Below are 17,174 nucleotides of genomic sequence, written 5' to 3' on the forward strand. Positions count from 1 at the left end.
CTTGGAAACGGTTTTGAAGCGACACACGCGATGGTCTGCAACACCGCGAACTTCCTTCGATGAAAGCAGGTTATCCCAGGGGCCCCAACCATGTCCTCCAGACGTTTCATGATGGCCGCGGCGGCCGTATCCGCCACGCTGGCCATGACCGCACCGCCGGTCAGCGCCGCCGCGCCCACCGTATCCGACCCGTTCTACACGTACACCGGCACCACGCCGCTGGCATCGATTCCACCGGGCACGGTGCTCAAGACGCGCAACGTCACCTATCACGTGGCCGGCATCCCCACCGCGCTGACCGCGCAGCAGTTGCTGTATCGCACCAATAACGCGCTGAACCAGCCGGTCGTCAACGTGACGTCGGTGATCCGGAGCCAGGTCAGCAACGGCCAGGCGATCTCGTACCAGTCGGCCTACGATTCGCTGAACCCGTACGACGAGCCGTCGCAGGTGATCGCCGGCGACCGCGACGTCACGAAGGTCATCAACATCGGCACGCTGCTCTACAGCGCGGAATCGATCCCGCTGTCGACACTGCTGCTGCTCGGCTACAACGTCATCGTGCCCGATACGGAAGGCCAGACGGCCGACTTCGCTGCCGGCCCCGAATACGGGATGACCACGCTTGATTCGATCCGCGCGGCGCTCAATACGCCGTCCACGGGCCTGAACCCGTCGAGCAAGGTCGCGATGATCGGCTATTCCGGCGGCGCGATCGCGACGAACTGGGCCGCGCAGCTCGCGCCGAGCTATGCGCCCGAGATCAACAAGCAGCTCGTCGGCGCGGCGGAAGGCGGCGTGCTGGTCGATCCCGCGCACAACCTGCGCTACGTCGACGGCAGCATCGTGTGGGGCGGCGTGGCCGCGGCCGCGCTGGCCGGGCTGTCGCGCGGCTACGGCTTCGACCTGACGCCCTATCTCAGCGATACCGGCGTCGCCGTGTTCAAGGACATCCAGAGCCAGTCGCTCGCATACATCCTGCCGAAGTACACGGGGCTGCACTGGGGCACGCTGTTCAAGCCGCAATACGCGAACGACATCAACAGCATTCCGGTGTACGTGACGTATGCGAACAAGGTGAATGCGGGGCTGGCCGCATCGCCGACGATCCCGATGTTCATCGGCCAGGGCACGGCGGGCGCGCTCGATGGCACGTTCAGCAGCCAGGTGGGCGACGGCGTGATGATGGCGTACGACGTGCGCGCACTGGCGCAGAAGTTCTGCGCGAGCGGCACGCCGGTCACGTACAACGAGTATCCGCTCGAACATGCGGGTGCGATCGTGCCGTGGGTGGCCGGCATGCTGCCGTGGCTCTACGACCGTTTCAACGGGAAAGCCGCGCCGAGCAACTGCTGGCTGACGTCGCTGCTGCCGAGCAATTCGCTGGCGCCCGAGACGCTGCACTAGCCGTCATGCCGCATGTGATGCGGCGCGTGGCCGGGCGACCCTCCGCGGGTCGCCTTTTTCTTTTCGCCTGTTGATCTCCGTCGCGCTGCCGTCATGCAGCCGCGCCCGCTCCCCCGCCGCAACCCGCCACCGCCCCGCCCGGGTGCCATAATCGAGCCTGCCCATCATTCCAGACGTCCCCCGGAGAATCACCATGCAGAACCTCGACAATCCTTCCCACGATCGCGAGGTAGGCAGCGCCGACGCGACGCAGGACACCACCCGCATCGACGACGTCCGCATCGGCGCCGTGCGCCCGCTGATTTCCCCGGCGCTGCTGCTGGACGAACTGCCGGTGCCGGCCGCCACGCAGACGCTCGTCGAGGATACGCGCCGCGCGATCGGCGACATCCTGCACGGCCGCGACGACCGGCTGCTGCTCGTCGTCGGCCCCTGCTCGATCCACGATCACGACCAGGCACTCGACTACGCGCGCCGCCTGAAGGTCGCCGCCGATGCGCTGAAGGACGACCTGCTGATCACGATGCGCGTCTACTTCGAGAAGCCGCGTACGACGGTCGGCTGGAAGGGCTACATCAACGATCCGCGCCTCGACGGCAGCTTCCGCATCAACGAAGGGCTGCGCGCCGCGCGGCAATTGCTGCTCGACATCAACGCGCTGGGCCTGCCGGCGTCGACCGAATTCCTCGACCTGCTGAGCCCGCAGTACATCGCCGACCTGATCGCGTGGGGCGCGATCGGCGCGCGCACGACCGAGAGCCAGAGCCATCGCCAGCTCGCGTCGGGCCTGAGCTGCCCGATCGGCTTCAAGAACGGCACCGACGGCGGCGTGCAGGTGGCGTCCGACGCGATCGTCGCCGCGGCGGCGAGCCATGCGTTCATGGGGATGACGAAGATGGGGATGGCCGCGATCTTCGAGACGCGCGGCAACGACGACGCGCACGTGATCCTGCGCGGCGGCAAGAACGGCCCGAACTACGACGCCGAGCATGTCGAGGCGAGTTGCGCGGTGCTGCGCAAGGCCGGCTTGCGCGAGCAGGTGATGGTCGATTGCTCGCACGCGAACTCGAACAAGTCGCACGACCGGCAGATCGACGTCGCGCAGGATCTCGCGCGGCAACTGTCGCAGGGCGAACAGCGGATCGTCGGCGTGATGGTCGAGAGCCATCTCGAAGCCGGGCGCCAGGACCTGAAGCCGGGTGTGCCGCTGAAGTACGGCGTATCGATCACGGACGCATGCCTGAGCTGGACGCAGACGGAACCCGTTCTCGACGTACTGGCCGATGCTGTGCGGCAACGGCGCGCACAGTCGCGCAACGTGTGACGAGGGTAATGCCGACATGACCGATTTCCCGTCCGACGCATCGGCGATTCCGGGCGAACCGGCTGCGTCCGGACCGACGGCATCGACTGCATCGACTGCACCGGTGCCGCCCGGCAAGCTGTTCACGATGGCGGGCATCGGCTGGGCGGCATTTCTCGGCTCGCCGCTCGCCGGCGGCATCCTGCTCGCGGCGAACGCGCGGCGCCTGGGCCAACGCGCGCTCGCGCAGCGGCAGATTCTCGCCACGGCGCTCGTCACGCTCGTGTCGATCGCGCTTTACGCGGCCGTGGACATTCCGGAAACCTCGGTGGTGCCGCACGCGCTCGTGCATGCGGTCGTCATTGCCGGTCTCGCCGGGACGATTTTCTACGCGCGGCATGCGCAAGGGGCGACCGTCGACGCGCACCGGGCCGCTGGCGGCGCGCTGCAATCGAACTGGCGCGCGGCGGGCATCGGCCTGCTGACGCTGCTCGGTGTCTGGCTGTCGATCGCCGTGGTGGTCGTGGCGCTGGGTGTCGCGGGCGTGCTGAATTTCGACAACGACCTGCGGCTCGTGCGCAATTATCCGGCGCCGGCGGAGCTGCGTTTGCCTGCGGGATGGCGGGTCGCGAACCAGCCGGAGGATCGTGGCAATGCGAGCTACCGGATCCGGCGTTTCCGATTCGGGCTGATCTCGGCGGGGATCGATTTCGTCATCGGCGACAAGAGTGACGATGCCCTGTCGAGCTTGTGCGACGGGTGGGACGATCCCGTCAAGGAAGGTGGCAGCGAGATCGAATCGTCGCACGCGGCGAACGGCACGATAGCCGGTCGGCCCGCACGGACGTGCGAGCACAAGGAGGCGCTCAACGATGCGGTCGTCCACCAGGCGGTCGTGGCAACCTCCGGCGACACGAAGACCTGCGCGCTGATCTACACGGCGCGCGAGGAAAACTACGCGCGTTATCTGCCGGAGTTTAACCGCGTACGCGATTCGTTGCGGTGTCCGTAATGTCGCCATCGCGCGGGTCGCGTGACGGGGGCTGCGTCATCGCGTCCGATGCAGCGTTTCGCCAGTGGCGCTAACATGGGCCGGTGCGATGCGCCGTGCTTCACGCGGCGCACGCACGGCGGCGGCTTGGCCGGCCGCCGACACCGACAACAATTCACCGGAGTACATAACAGCATGGCTTTCTACAAGACCCTCATCGCAGCAACCGTCCTCGCTTCGAGCGTTAGCGCGCACGCGCAGATCGCGGGCGCGCAGCCGATCAGCGTGACCGTCGAGCAATCGCAGGCGCTGCTCGAAGGCTGGAGCGTGAAGAAGAGCGTGCTCGGCAAGGCCGTGTACAACGACGACAACCAGAAGGTCGGCACCGTGCGCGACCTCATCGTCGCGCCGGACGGCTCGGTATCGGCCGCGATCGTATCCGCCGGCGGCTTCCTCGGCGTGGCCGCGCACGACGTCGCGGTACCGATTGCGTCGCTCGACGTGCGCAAAGGCAACATCTACCTGCCGGGTGCGACGAAGGATGCGCTGAAGGCGACGCCGGCGTTCCAGTACGCGAAGGTGCCGTCGCCGCCGAAGCCGAAGAAGATCGACGAAAAGCAGTGAGCAAGCGCTGACTTGCACGGCCCGGCGCGCGATGCGCCGGGCCTCCCGTCCGCGATCAGCTGCTCGATGGATCGTCCGGCGGCGCGAGCGCCACGACGTGGCTGATACCTTCGTGCGCCATCTTCGTGTAAGGGCTGAAGCGTTCCGTATTGCGGACGAGTTCTTCCGCCACCGTGCGCTCGACGCCCGGCAGCCGCACGCGAATGTTCGCGCTCAGCATGAACAGCCCATCCACCGGATCGCGGCAGAAGTCGACCGATGCGCGGACCGAAGCGCCGGCGATCGACACGCCGGCCCGCGCGGCGAGCAGGCTCAGCGCACCGTGAAAGCACGCCGCATAGCTCGCGGCAAACAGCTGTTCCGGATTCGGGCCGTCGCCCGGCCCGCCGAGCGCGGACGGCAGGCGCAGCTCCACATCGAGACGGCCGTCGTCGGAACGCGCAACGCCCGACGCGCGGCCGTGCTCCGCCGCCCCACCCGTGACGGTCACCGTCGTCGAATAGAGCGTCTGCGGTTCCCGCCCGCGATACTTGTCGAGCAGCGAGAGCGGCGGCGGGCGCAGCGGCGTCATGGCGTACGTGATCCTGTGGTGCGGCTCAGCGCGCGGGCTGGCTTTTCTGGAACCACATGTCGAAGGTCGTCGCACCGAGGCGCGCGCCGGGCCCGGGCACGAGCGTGTCGTCCTGCAGCATCGCGCCGAAGTAATCGGCGCCCGCGTCCCTGACGACCGTGCGCGGGTCGTGCGTGACCTTCAGGAAATGCTCGACCAGGTCGGCGATCCGCACCCGATCGGGGCCACCGATTTCGACGATGCCGTTGCGCGGTGCGTCGAGCGCGACATCGGTGACGGCGGCCGCGACGTCGTCCGATGCGATCGGCTGGAAGAACGCGGTGGTTTGCCGCGTGGTGTCGCCTTCGGCGCTCGCCTGTGCGATCGCGCCGACGAATTCGAAGAACTGCGTCGAGCGCACGATCGTGTACGGCACGCCTGCTGCGCGGATCAGGTCTTCCTGAATGATCTTGCCGCGGAAATACGCGCTTTGCTGCAAGCGGTCGGTACCGACCACCGAGAGCGCGACGTGATGGCGCACGCCCGCCGCGCGCTCCGCGGCGAACAGGTTGCGCCCCGACGTCTCGAAGAATGCCTTCACGGCCGCTTCCTCGAACGACGGCGAATTCGCGAGATCGACCACGACGTCCGCGCCCGCCAGCGCGTCGCCCAGTCCCGCGCCCGTGATCGTATCGACACCTGTCGACGGTGCTGCCGCAACGGCGTCGTGGCCGCGCGCGATCAGATTCCTGACGACTTTGCTGCCGATAAGGCCGGTACCACCAATCACGACGATCTTCACGATTGCTCTCCTTGAATGGGCGCGCGAGATGCTCGCCGCTTGAACCGGTCGAAGCCGGCGCGCAGCGCATTCGCGCGCGGGCGCCGGCACCTTGCCGAACGGCGTGCCCCGATGTCCGCACGCCGTTCGACCAGCCCGCATCGTAGGCAAACGCCGCGCGGTCCGGTAGAGCCCCGCAGGGGCTCACGATGTTGCTTCGAATGCATCAATCGACCGTCTCCAGCGGTGCCGTCGTCGTCATCGTGGTCATCGTCGTCAGGCACTGCAGGTCGCGCGCGCGCGTCTGTTCGATCATGTAGTCGATGAACACGCGTATGCGTGTCGGCAGGTGCTTGCGGCTCAGGTAACAGAGATAGTGTCCGCCGTCGTCCGGCGCGTGCTGGCCGAGGCAGCTCACCAGTTGCCCGTCGGCGAGCAGGTCGCACACCTGGTACGCGGGCAGTTGCGCGATGCCGAGCCCGTCGAGCGCCGCGCGTACGACCAGATCCATGTCGTTGAAGGTGTGATGCGCGGCGAGCTGGCGCTGCTGGGTCAGCCCGTCGACCTTGAATTCCCATTCCGTCACGCGGCCCGATGCGGTGCGCAGGTTGATGCAGCGATGCTGCGCAAGCTCGTCCACGTGACGCGGCAAGCCGTGCCGGTGCACGTACGACGGCGACGCGCAGACGATCATCTGCATCGGAATCAGCTGGCGCGCGACGATCGCGCTGTCCTCCATGCGGCCGTCGCGAAACTCGACGTCGATGCGGTCGGCGGAGAAATCGGCCGGCCGGTCGTTCAGCAGCAGCTCGAGCGTGATGTCCGGATACTGCGCGTGGAAATCGCGCAGCAGCGGCGCGATGATCTTGCGGCCGAAGCCCGGCGTCGAGCCGATCCGCAGGTGTCCGCTCGGCGGGCCGCTGCGCAGTTCGCGCATGTCGTCGAGCGCCTGCGCGAGATGTTCGATGCCGGGCCGGCAGTTTTCATAGAAGAGTTCGCCTTCGCGCGTCAGCGACATGCTGCGCGTCGTGCGCTGGAACAGGCGCGCGTCGAGCCGGTCCTCGAGCCGCTGTACGTGGCGGCTGACCGACGAGCGGCCGACGCCGAGGCGATCGGCGGCACGGGCGAAGCTGCCTTCGGTGACGACGGCCAGGAAGGTGACGACACCGGCGTAGCAGGTCGAGAAACTGCGTGCAAACGGATCGTCGGCGTCAGGGCGGCGGATGGAGGTATCTGACATGGAGGCGCTGGATTCGTGGTGTCCATATGCGACTAGACGTTTCAGCATTGCCGCCTGTGACACCGTCCGCCGCATTTTTTGAAAAAGGGACGCGGCGGCGGGCGGGCCGGTTATTTTTCCGGCACGAGCACGGGCGCTCCCTTGTCCTTCAACAGCAGCACGATGAACTTCGCGGGCCGGGTCTGGCTCGCGTTGCGTCCGACCGTGTGCAGGTCGTCGGGCCCCTCATAAAACGTCTGGCCCGGTTTCAGCGTGACGGGCTCGCCGCCCTTCACCTGCATCACGATCGAGCCTTCCACGACATAGACGAACGCATCGGCGTGGTGACGGTGGACGGGGTCGACCGCGCCGGGCGGATATTCGACCGAGATCATCTCGGCTTCCTTGCCAGGGTATTCGGCGAGCGGCTTCGTCATCAGCGGGGTGACGATGGCAGCAGGCGCCGCATGGACGGCGCCGGCGGACGCGGCCGCGACGACGAGCGCGGACGCGATGGCATGTTTCAAGCGAATCATCGGAGGGATTCCAGTGATACCGCCGGCAGGCAGCCGGCGGTGAAGGAGGGCGGCGGCCCGTAGCCGGGCGCGGGCGTCAGGCGAGATTCGCCTTGTCGAGGCCGTAGGCCTTGTCGGCCGAACCCGGTACGGTCCGGAACGCGACATTGGCGCGGTTCCAGCCGTTGATCGCCATCACTTCGAACGTCAGGTCCGACAATTCCTTCTCGGAGAGCTGGCCGCGCACGCGATCGTAGACGTCGTCCGGCACGCCGTGCTCGGGCAGTTTCGTCAGCACTTCGGTCCACGCCAGCGCGGCCCGCTCGCGCGGCGAGAACAGCGTCGATTCGCGCCACGTCGCGAGATGGTGAAGGCGCAGTTCGCGCTCGCCGTGAAGGCGAGCTTCCTTCACGTGCATGTCGAGGCAGAATGCGCAGCCGTTGAGTTGCGATGCGCGTGCCGACACGAGATCACGGATCGATTCCTCGATCGCGCTGCTGCGCAGCAAGTTGCTGAGTTCGAGGAATTGCTTGAACAGCTCCGGCGATTGATGCATGTAGTTGAGACGCTGCGTCATGATTTCTCCTGGCGACGAAGAGGCTTGCCCGCGCTCGGCGGGTGTCATGGGGCGGCAGGGTGCCGCGCGAAATCATCTTAGGAGCGCGTGGCGGCACGCGGTAGCCACGCAGAGGGACGCATCGTGTTGCGCGCGCTGCACCAATGCCGCATCGAGCGGAGGTGCACGGCGCGCGCCCCGGGTTTCAGCCCATCGATCGTCAGGCGCTAGCCGGCACCGCACACGGCGGCGATGCGCGCGAGCTTGTCCGGGTTGCGCTGCACGAGAATCCGGACGATGCGCGTGCCGTCCGTTTCGAACGCCATCGCGGATTCGAGCTGACCGGCGATGAAGCGCAGCATTGCCCACTCGTCGTTCAGCACGACCGGACGCATTTCGACGCCGCTGCCGCAGCGCAACCACGTCGCGTAGAACAGCTGCGCGATGCGGCGACCGCCGACCATCGGCTTCGGGAAACTCTGGACCTTGCCGCCGCCGTCGCCGATCAGCATCGCGTCTTCGGCGAGGAGCGCCTGGATCGACGGAAAATCGCCTTGCGCGAGCGCATGCGAAAAGGTCTGCAGCAGTTGTCGGTGCGTTTCACGCGGCACGATGTGGCGCGGCCTGTCGTCGTCACGCAACTGCGCCTTCGCGCGGCTGACGAGCTGCCGGCACGCGGCTTCGGATTTGCCGATCGCGTCGGCAATCTCGTCGTAGTCGGCATCGAACACTTCGCGCAGCAGAAAGGCGGCGCGCGCTTCCGGTGTCAGCCGTTCGAGCAGCAGCAGGTACGCGACCGACACGTCGTCCGCGCGCTCCGTCATTTCCTCGGGCGTCGCAGGCGATTCGCCGAATTCCGGCTCGGGCAGCCAGATACCCGTGTAGTGCTCGCGCCGGATCTTCGCCGCGCGAAGGCGGTCGATCGACGTCCGGGTCGTGACCGAGACGAGCCATGCCTCGGTATTCTCGATACTGTCGCGCGCCGCTTCGTGCCAGCGCAGCCACACGTCCTGCACGATGTCTTCGGCGTCCGCGACGGAGCCGAGCATCCGGTACGCGATCTTCTGCAGGCGCGGGCGCAGCGCGCGGAAAGTCTGTGCGTCGTCGGTCATGACAGCCACACCCCGCTGAACCCGAACGTAACCGGCCCGCTCAGGAGCACGCTGCCGGTGCCGCTCCATTGAACGGTGACGTCGCCGCCGTCGCACTCGACTCGCACGATGTCGTCGAGCAGCCCGCGCCGGATGCCATTGACGACCGCCCCGCACGAACACGATCCCGAACCGAGCGGCACGCCGCCGCCGCGCTCCCAGATGCGCAGGCGAATATGCGTGCGATCGATGACCTGAACAAAATGCACGTTGGTTTTTTGCGGAAACAGCGGATGCGTTTCGATGGCCGGGCCGAGCGCCGCGACATCGATCGCGCGGAGATCGTCGACGAAGAACGTGCAATGCGGATTGCCCATGTTGCACGCGGCCGGCGCGCCGGGCAGCGGCAGCGCGAGGGTATCGAGTGCCTCGGCGAGCGGCACGTCCCGCCAGCCGGTGAGCGGCGTGCCCATTTCGACGCTGATCCGGTCGTTCGCCTCCGCCGAGCACACGAGATACCCGCGGGGCGTTCGCAGCACGAGCGACGACAGGCCGGTTTCCCGCATCAGTTGCCACGCGACGCCGCGCGTCGCGCTGCCGCAGGTGTCGAGCGGCGAGCCGTCGGCGTTCCAGAACGCGACGCGGGCCGCCGCGTCGTCGCAGTCCGACACGACCGCGAGTTGATTGAAGCCGATGCCGCGCTTCCGGTCGCCCATTTGCCGGGCAAGGCGGCCGTCGATGGCGTGCGTGGCGCCGCGCAGGTCGACGATCGCGAAGTCGTCGCCGTTCGCGTGCATTTTATGAAATCCGATCGGCATGGTGGTTCCGGTATCGAGGCAGGCGAACACTGTACGGTGCGCGCCGGCCCGGATCAATGTTGTTCGGGCACAGGGCTAAGCGGGGCCGATGCATTCGGCGCGCCCACCGGGCGGCGTGCTGCCCGATTGTCGCGAACGTCGTTGCAACGCCGCCCGGGCTTGTCGCGCGCCGCTTGGGGGACATCCCGATTCCGAATGTAATCGTAAGGTATGTAATATAAATGAAAGATCATTCGGATCTGTCCGTAGTCGTGACTCCCGCGCGCTCGCGTAACGGATCCGACCCTCCGCCACGCGTCATTCCCGCCTTCAACAGAAACGCCTCATGGAAAAACTCGTCGATTCGCTCAACGGTGTCATCTGGAGCCCCGCGCTCATCTTTCTCTGTCTTGCCGCGGGGCTGTACTTTTCGCTGCGCACGCGTTTCGCGCAGGTGCGCCATTTCATCGAGATGCTGCGCCTGATGCGTGGCAGCAAGGCGTCGGCGGAAGGCGTGTCGTCGTTCCAGGCGCTGGCGATGTCGCTGTCGGGGCGCGTCGGCACCGGCAACATCGCGGGCGTCGCGACGGCCATCACGTTCGGCGGCCCCGGGGCGATGTTCTGGATGTGGCTCGTCGCGTTCCTCGGCGCGAGCACCGCGTTCGTCGAATCGACGCTCGCGCAGATCTACAAGGTGCGGCGCGAAGGGCAGTATCGCGGCGGCCCCGCGTATTACATCGAGAAGGGGCTCGGCATCCGCTGGTATGCGATCGCGTTCGCGATTGCCACCGTGCTCGCGTGCGGGCTGCTGCTCCCGGGCGTGCAGGCGAACGGGATCTCGTCCGCGATCGAGAATTCCTTCGGCATCGCGAAGCCCGTCACGGGCGCGGTGCTCGTGCTGCTGCTCGGCCTGATCATCTTCGGCGGCGTGAAGCGGATCGCGCGCGTCGCGGAAATCGTCGTGCCGTTCATGGCGCTCGGCTACATCCTGATCGCATGCGTCGTGATCGCGCTCGACATCGAGCGCCTGCCGGGCGTCGTCAAGCTGGTGTTCGAAAGCGCGTTCGGCTTCGAGGCCGGATTCGGCGCGGTGCTCGGCATGGCGATCCAGTGGGGCGTGAAGCGCGGCGTCTATTCGAATGAGGCGGGGCAGGGCACGGGCCCGCACGCGTCGGCTGCCGCCGAAGTGACGCACCCGGCGCAACAGGGGCTCGTGCAGGCGTTCTCCGTCTATGTCGATACGCTGTTCGTCTGCTCGGCCACCGGCTTCATGATCCTGATCACCGGTGCGTACAACGTGGTCGCGCCGGGCGGCCGCGCGCTGTTCTCGGGCGCGGCCGGCATCGAGGCCGGCCCAGGTTACACGCAGATGGCGGTCGAGTCGGTGCTGCCGGGCTTCGGTGCGGCGTTCGTCGCGATGGCGCTGTTCTTCTTCGCGTTCACTACGATCCTCGCCTACTACTACATCGCGGAAACCAACGTCGCGTACCTGAGCCGTGCGCGCAGCAGTGCTGCCGGCACGTTCGTGCTGCGCGGGGTGATCCTGCTTGCCACGCTGTACGGCGCGGTGAAGAGCGCGAGCGTCGCGTGGGCGCTGGGCGACATCGGCGTCGGGTTGATGGCGTGGCTGAACATCGTCGCGATCCTGCTGCTGCAGAAGCCGGCGCTCAAGGCACTGCGCGACTACGAAGCGCAGAAGCGCGCGGGACGCGAGCCGTCGTTCGATCCGGCCGCGCTCGGCATCAAAAACGCGACGTTCTGGGAGAAGCCGGCGACGACAAGCGGCGCGCGCGACAACCGGGCGGAACCGGTCGTGGCAGCCGAGCGGCAGTCGTAGCAAAGCATCGCGTGGCGATGCGCCGCTGCGAGGGCGGCGGCGCGCGACGCGGGATGCATTCGTTTCACACGAGCGGCCGGCACCTCTGTTGCCGGCCGTTTTGCATCGTACCGCGCCTCGAAGGCCGGTGCGTTTCCCGGCCTTTTCGCCCGAACGTTGCGCACAGGCCGGCCGTTTTGCATCGTGCTGCGCCCTGCAGGCCAGTGCGTTTCCCGACCCTTCCACCCAAACGTTGCGCACGCATCTACGTAATTCTACGTAGCTCCGCATACGTAGTTAACCGCTTGTAAGCCGCCCCGGTCGCACGGAATACTACGGCCCATCGCCCGGTCTCAGCGAGACCGGGGCACGACGCATCGACGTCACATGTATGCGGCACCCTCGCCGCATGCCATCTAAAACCACATTGGAGACCAGGAGACGCCATGAATCGGGCTTCCAGTACCCTGCTCTGGATTGCGGTCGCGCTGCTCGGCGCGTTCGCGTTCGGCACGATCGCACTCGCACACGGCGAGCGCGTCAGTGCCCTCTGGATCGTGATCGCCGCAGTCTGCGTGTATCTGATCGCGTATCGCTTCTACAGCCGTTTCATCGCCAGCAAGGTCATGCAGCTCGACGGGCTGCGGATGACGCCGGCCGTCAAGTACAACGATGGCCTCGACTACGTGCCGACCAACAAGTACGTGCTGTTCGGCCATCACTTCGCCGCGATCGCCGGCGCCGGCCCGCTCGTCGGGCCCGTGCTCGCCGCGCAGATGGGCTACATGCCCGGCATGCTGTGGATCCTGGCCGGCGTCGTGTTCGCCGGTGCGGTGCAGGACTTCATCGTGCTGTTCATCTCGACGCGCCGCGACGGCCGCTCGCTCGGCGATCTCGTCAAGATGGAGCTCGGCACGGTGCCCGGCGTGATCGCGCTGTTCGGCGCGTTCCTGATCATGGTGATCATCCTCGCGGTGCTCGCGCTGATCGTCGTGAAGGCGCTGACCAATTCGCCGTGGGGCACGTTCACCGTCGCCGCGACGATTCCGATCGCACTGTTCATGGGCGTCTATACGCGCTACATCCGTCCGGGCCGCATCGGCGAAGTGTCGATCATCGGCTTCGTGCTGCTGATGGCATCGATCGCGTTCGGCCAGCACGTGCACGATTCGCCGACGCTCGCCGCGTGGTTCACGTTCACGGGCACCCAGCTCACGTGGATCCTGATCGGCTACGGCTTCGTCGCCTCGGTGCTGCCGGTGTGGCTACTGCTCGCGCCGCGCGACTACCTGTCGACGTTCCTGAAGATCGGCACGATCCTCGGCCTCGCGATCGGCATCCTGGTCGTCGCACCGGAACTGAAGATGCCCGCGCTGACGAAGTTCGTCGATGGCACGGGCCCCGTGTGGTCGGGCGGCCTGTTCCCGTTCCTGTTCATCACGATCGCGTGCGGTGCCGTGTCGGGCTTCCATGCGCTGATCTCGTCGGGCACGACGCCGAAGCTGATCGACAACGAAACCAACGCGCGCTTCATCGGTTACGGCGCGATGCTGATGGAGTCGTTCGTCGCGATCATGGCGCTGGTCGCCGCGAGCGTGATCGAGCCGGGCATCTACTTCGCGATGAACGCGCCGGCCGCCGTGCTCGGCTCGACGCCGGAAGCGGTCGCCAACACCGTCACGCAATGGGGCTTCGTGCTGACGCCGGACATGCTGACGCAGACCGCGAAGGCCGTCGGTGAAACGACGATCATCGCGCGCGCGGGCGGCGCGCCGACGCTGGCCGTCGGCATGGCGCACATCCTGCACCAGGTGATCGGCGGCGAAGCGATGATGGCGTTCTGGTATCACTTCGCGATCCTGTTCGAGGCGCTGTTCATCCTGACGGCCGTCGACGCCGGCACGCGCGCAGGCCGCTTCATGCTGCAGGACCTGCTCGGCACGTTCCACCCGGCGCTCAAGCGCACCGAGTCGCTGCCCGCGAACCTGGTCGCGACCGCGCTGTGCGTGGCCGCGTGGGGCTACTTCCTGTACCAGGGCGTGGTCGATCCGCTCGGCGGCATCAACACGCTGTGGCCGCTGTTCGGCATCTCGAACCAGATGCTTGCCGCGATCGCGCTGGTGCTCGGCACCGTCGTGCTGTTCAAGATGAAGCGCGAGCGCTATGCGTGGGTGACGATCGTGCCGACCGTGTGGCTGCTGATCTGCACGCTGACCGCCGGCTGGCAGAAGATTTTCGACGCGAACCCGAAGGTCAGCTTCCTCGCGCACGCCGCGAAGCTGCAGGCCGCGGTGGACGAAGGCAAGGTGCTTGCCCCGGCGAAGTCGATCGCGCAGATGAAGCGGATCATCTTCAACGACTACATCGATGCGGCGCTGGCCGGGTTGTTCATCTTCGTCGTCGTGGCGATCGCGGTGTACGGCGTGATCGCCGTGCTGCGCGCGCGCCGCGAGTCGAAGCCGACCGTGCGCGAGACGCCGTACGAAGCCATGCCGGCCGCGCAGGCGCTCGGCAGCGGACGTTAAGGGGAGGCCGCGATGTTCAGCGATCTTGGCAGCGACCTGCGCAGCGCGGGGCGTTACCTCGGGCAGGCGTTGCGGCTGATGGTCGGCCTGCCCGACTACGACACCTACGTCGCGCACATGCGCGCGACCCATCCGGACCGCGAGCCGATGACGTACGAGGAATTCTTCCGCGAGCGTCAGAATGCGCGGTATGGGTCGGGAGCGGGGAAGTGCTGTTGAACCGCACCGCCACGGCAGTTCGGTGATCGAACGGGAAGCGCCGCGAAGGATTTCGCGGCGCTTTTTCTTTGGCGGGCCGGCGGCGCGCATGCCGCGGGAATCGCCGCGTCGTTTGCCGGCGCGCAGCACGGCAAAACCCGCCGGCCGGTATCATAGGGTTCATTTTTCCCGATGGACCCGCAGGAGAACACGTCGTGCATGTCGGTGAGCGTTTCAACAGCATTTCCCATCTCGTCGGCGCGGTGCTGTCGGTGGTCGGTCTCGTGGCGCTCGTGACGATGGGCGCGCTCGAAGGCGATCCGTACAAGGTGGTGAGCTTCAGCGTGTACGGCGCGATGCTGATCCTGCTCTACGCAATCTCGACGCTGTACCACAGCGTGCGCAATCCGCGCCTGAAAGCGATCCTGCAGAAGTGCGACCACTCGGCGATCTACCTGCTGATCGCCGGCAGCTATACGCCGTTCACGCTGGTCACGCTGCGCGGCCCGTGGGGCTGGTCGCTGTTCGGCGTGAGCTGGGGGCTGGCCGTGTTCGGGATCGTGCAGGAGCTGACGCTCGGGCGCCGCACGCGCCTGCTGTCGATGATCCTGTACGTGGCGATGGGCTGGCTCGCGCTCGTCGCGGTGCGTCCGCTGATCCACGCGCTGCCGCCGGTCGGTACCGCGTGGCTCTTGGCCGGCGGGTTGATCTACAGCGCGGGGATCTACTTCTTCATTAACGACGAACGCATCCGCCACGGGCACGGCATCTGGCATCTGTTCGTGCTGGCCGGGAGCCTGTGCCAGTTCGTCAGTGTCGCGATGTACGTTGCGTGAGCGGCAGGCTGCACTGACCCCAAGGCGATGAGCAGCCGGCGCGTCTGCCAGAGCCTGCTCTAGCGGCGCGTGGCGGTCCGCAACTGCGCGGCCGTTTCGCCGGGTGCCGGTGCCGGCCGCGCGGTGATCCACCACGTCGTTGCGGCGAGCGCCGACAATCCGGTCGCGATGCCGAGCGCCACGCGCATCGCCGCCGGAAACGGCTGCAGCGTCGCAATGCACGCGCCGAAGATCGCCACACCAAGCGCCGATCCACTCTGCCGCGCTGCGTTCAGCGCGGCCGCCGCCACGCCGGCATGGCGCCGGTCGATCGTCCCGAGCGCCGGTGACGTCGCGGCTGGCGAGATGAATCCCGACGCGAAGCCGATCGCGAGCATCGGCGCGACGGCGAGCCACGCGGGCGTCGTCGCACCGATGCCCGTCATGCCGAGCGCGCCGGCCGCATAGAGCGCGAATGCCGCGCACATCGAGCCGCGCGCGCCGAAGCGCGCAACCAGCGTCCCCGAACACAGCCCGCCGAGCGCGACCATCGCGGTCATCGGCAGGAACGCGAGCCCCGTGTCGAGCGGGCTCGCGCCGCGGATCTGCCGATAGAACAGGCTGAGCACGAACAGCAGGCCGTAGAACACGAACGCCGACGCCATCGATACGAACGTCGAGCCCGCGAACAGCCGGTTGCGGAAGAACGCGAGCGGCAGCATCGGTTCGCGGCGGCGCGCTTCGATCGCGATGAACGCGATCCATGCGACGGCGCTCGCTATCGCGCCGCCGACGATCGGCGCCGAGTGCCAGCCGAGCGACGGGCCTTCGATCAGCGTGCCGATCAGCGCTGCGATCGCGACGATGGCCGCGGCCTGGCCGCCCCAGTCGAAATGCCGCGAGGCGTCGCCGTCGGCGCGCGCGACCGTGCGGCCGAGCCAGATGCCGGCAAGCCCGAGCGGCAGGTTCACGAAGAAGAGGCTGCGCCACCCGAACAGATGGATCAGCAGGCCGCCGATCAACGGGCCCGATGCCATCGCAATGCCGCCGCAGCCCATCCACAGGCTGATCGCCGACGCGCGCGCGGCCGGTTCGGGGAAGGCGCGGTTGAGCAGCGCGAGCGAGCAGGGCACCAGCATCGCGCTGCCGACGCCCTGCAGCGCGCGGGCAATCGCGAGCGCCGGAAGGTTCGGCGCGACGCCGCACAACGCCGACGCAGCGACGAATACCGCGAGCCCCGCGATATAGACGTCGCGATCGCCGAGCCGGTCGCCGAGCGTGCCGCCTGTCATCAGCAGGCTCGCGAACGCGAGCGTGTACGCGTTCACGATCCACTGCAGGCCGGCCACGCGGCTGCCGAACGTGTGGGCGATGTCGACGAGCGCGACGTTGACGATGGACGCGTCGAGCAGCACGAGCGTGTAGCTCACGCAGGTCGCGGCGAGCACGCGGCGGGCCGCGGCGCGGTTCGGCGCGGCGGCCGTCATGTGCGGTCGGGCGTTGGCATGATGGCTTGCAGCGCGAGAAAGCCGACCCATCCCCAGTACACGCGATGATGCGCGATCAGCCCGTCGCGCAGATCCATCACCTCGACGAGATCGACCTGGTCGCCGTCCGGCGTGGCGCGCGGATATTCCCACGTGAGCTGGCGGCCGTTCGAGAAGAACAGCCCGGTGCGGTACCAGCGCCCGAGCTGGTTGCCCGGGTTGCGCAGGCCCGCCGCGAAGAATGCACCGATCGCGGCCTTGCCGCGCAGCACGCCCGAGCCGTGATCGGGCAGCGTGACGACGATCAGCGGCGTTTCGAGCACCGCGTCGTCGGCATACAGCGCCATGAGCGCATCGACGTCGCGCGCGACGACGGCCGCGTGCCAGCCTTCATAAATGTGCCGGGCCTCGGCGTGGGCGTGTGACATGGCGGGTTCCGGAAGCATCGATAACGGAACCCACTGTATGGGCGCGCCGTCGCGGGACGTTTCACGTCGAC

At 67.4% G+C, this 17,174-nt stretch carries 17 protein-coding genes; 8 read left to right on the top strand and 9 right to left on the bottom strand.

Annotated features, from left to right (window positions below; genetic code table 11):
• Positions 1-90: 90 nt before the first annotated feature.
• From BCEP18194_RS23195 to BCEP18194_RS23210, 4 genes are all read left to right on the top strand, one after another.
• Positions 91-1,407 carry a lipase family protein gene (locus BCEP18194_RS23195; RefSeq protein ID WP_011353700.1) on the top strand — a complete coding sequence of 439 codons (1,317 nt, stop codon included), beginning with the start codon at positions 91-93 and terminating at the stop codon, positions 1,405-1,407.
• Positions 1,408-1,600: 193 nt separating this feature from the next.
• Positions 1,601-2,731, top strand: a complete 1,131-nt coding sequence (locus BCEP18194_RS23200) for a 3-deoxy-7-phosphoheptulonate synthase (protein ID WP_011353701.1) — start codon at positions 1,601-1,603, stop codon at positions 2,729-2,731.
• A 16-nt stretch (positions 2,732-2,747) separates the two neighbouring features.
• Positions 2,748-3,722, top strand: a complete 975-nt coding sequence (locus BCEP18194_RS38785) for a hypothetical protein (RefSeq protein WP_011353702.1) — start codon at positions 2,748-2,750, stop codon at positions 3,720-3,722.
• A gap of 174 nt (positions 3,723-3,896) precedes the next feature.
• Complete coding sequence (locus BCEP18194_RS23210; RefSeq protein WP_011353703.1) at positions 3,897-4,325, top strand: PRC-barrel domain-containing protein; 429 nt, start codon at positions 3,897-3,899, stop codon at positions 4,323-4,325.
• A 55-nt stretch (positions 4,326-4,380) separates the two neighbouring features.
• On the opposite strand, the gene BCEP18194_RS23215 is transcribed toward BCEP18194_RS23210, so the two are convergent.
• From BCEP18194_RS23215 to dapF, 7 genes are all read right to left on the bottom strand, one after another.
• Positions 4,381-4,896, bottom strand: coding sequence for an Ohr family peroxiredoxin (locus BCEP18194_RS23215; RefSeq protein WP_011353704.1), 516 nt, complete (start codon positions 4,894-4,896; stop codon positions 4,381-4,383).
• Between the two features lie 25 nt (positions 4,897-4,921).
• Complete coding sequence (locus BCEP18194_RS23220; protein WP_011353705.1) at positions 4,922-5,677, bottom strand: SDR family oxidoreductase; 756 nt, start codon at positions 5,675-5,677, stop codon at positions 4,922-4,924.
• 205 nt (positions 5,678-5,882) lie between these two features.
• Positions 5,883-6,896: a LysR family transcriptional regulator gene (locus BCEP18194_RS23225; RefSeq protein WP_041493144.1), complete on the bottom strand. Its 1,014-nt coding sequence runs from the start codon at positions 6,894-6,896 to the stop codon at positions 5,883-5,885.
• 110 nt (positions 6,897-7,006) lie between these two features.
• Complete coding sequence (locus BCEP18194_RS23230) at positions 7,007-7,411, bottom strand: cupin domain-containing protein (protein ID WP_011353707.1); 405 nt, start codon at positions 7,409-7,411, stop codon at positions 7,007-7,009.
• A gap of 76 nt (positions 7,412-7,487) precedes the next feature.
• Entirely contained in the window at positions 7,488-7,967 is a 480-nt protein-coding gene (locus tag BCEP18194_RS23235; protein ID WP_011353708.1) for a carboxymuconolactone decarboxylase family protein, read from the bottom strand.
• Positions 7,968-8,173: 206 nt separating this feature from the next.
• The gene (locus tag BCEP18194_RS23240; protein WP_011353709.1) at positions 8,174-9,058 is read right to left on the bottom strand and encodes an RNA polymerase sigma-70 factor; all 885 of its coding nucleotides are present in this window, start codon (positions 9,056-9,058) and stop codon (positions 8,174-8,176) included.
• Positions 9,055-9,855, bottom strand: coding sequence for a diaminopimelate epimerase (gene dapF / locus BCEP18194_RS23245; protein WP_011353710.1), 801 nt, complete (start codon positions 9,853-9,855; stop codon positions 9,055-9,057). Before dapF ends, BCEP18194_RS23240 begins: the two co-directional genes overlap by 4 nt.
• Before the next feature lie 325 nt (positions 9,856-10,180).
• Between dapF and BCEP18194_RS23250 the strand changes: the two genes are divergently transcribed.
• The 4 genes from BCEP18194_RS23250 to trhA all read left to right on the top strand — a co-directional run bounded on the left by BCEP18194_RS23250 (position 10,181) and on the right by trhA (position 15,209).
• Positions 10,181-11,671, top strand: a complete 1,491-nt coding sequence (locus tag BCEP18194_RS23250) for an alanine/glycine:cation symporter family protein (protein ID WP_011353711.1) — start codon at positions 10,181-10,183, stop codon at positions 11,669-11,671.
• Positions 11,672-12,096: 425 nt separating this feature from the next.
• On the top strand, positions 12,097-14,175 hold the full coding sequence (locus BCEP18194_RS23255; protein WP_011353712.1) for a carbon starvation CstA family protein: 2,079 nt from the start codon (positions 12,097-12,099) through the stop codon (positions 14,173-14,175).
• A gap of 12 nt (positions 14,176-14,187) precedes the next feature.
• Positions 14,188-14,394: a YbdD/YjiX family protein gene (locus BCEP18194_RS23260; protein WP_011353713.1), complete on the top strand. Its 207-nt coding sequence runs from the start codon at positions 14,188-14,190 to the stop codon at positions 14,392-14,394.
• 194 nt (positions 14,395-14,588) lie between these two features.
• On the top strand, positions 14,589-15,209 hold the full coding sequence (gene trhA, locus BCEP18194_RS23265) for a PAQR family membrane homeostasis protein TrhA (protein ID WP_011353714.1): 621 nt from the start codon (positions 14,589-14,591) through the stop codon (positions 15,207-15,209).
• 59 nt (positions 15,210-15,268) lie between these two features.
• Here trhA and BCEP18194_RS23270 read toward each other — a convergent pair whose 3' ends face one another.
• A complete protein-coding gene (locus BCEP18194_RS23270) occupies positions 15,269-16,675 on the bottom strand; it encodes an MFS transporter (RefSeq protein ID WP_011353715.1) in 1,407 nt (468 codons plus the stop codon).
• Positions 16,672-17,103, bottom strand: coding sequence for a nuclear transport factor 2 family protein (locus BCEP18194_RS23275; protein ID WP_085964648.1), 432 nt, complete (start codon positions 17,101-17,103; stop codon positions 16,672-16,674). The genes BCEP18194_RS23270 and BCEP18194_RS23275 overlap by 4 nt, the downstream gene beginning before the upstream one ends.
• Between the last annotated feature and the right edge of the window lie 71 nt (positions 17,104-17,174).

It is taken from the genome of Burkholderia lata, assembly GCF_000012945.1.
GTDB lineage: Bacteria > Pseudomonadota > Gammaproteobacteria > Burkholderiales > Burkholderiaceae > Burkholderia > Burkholderia lata.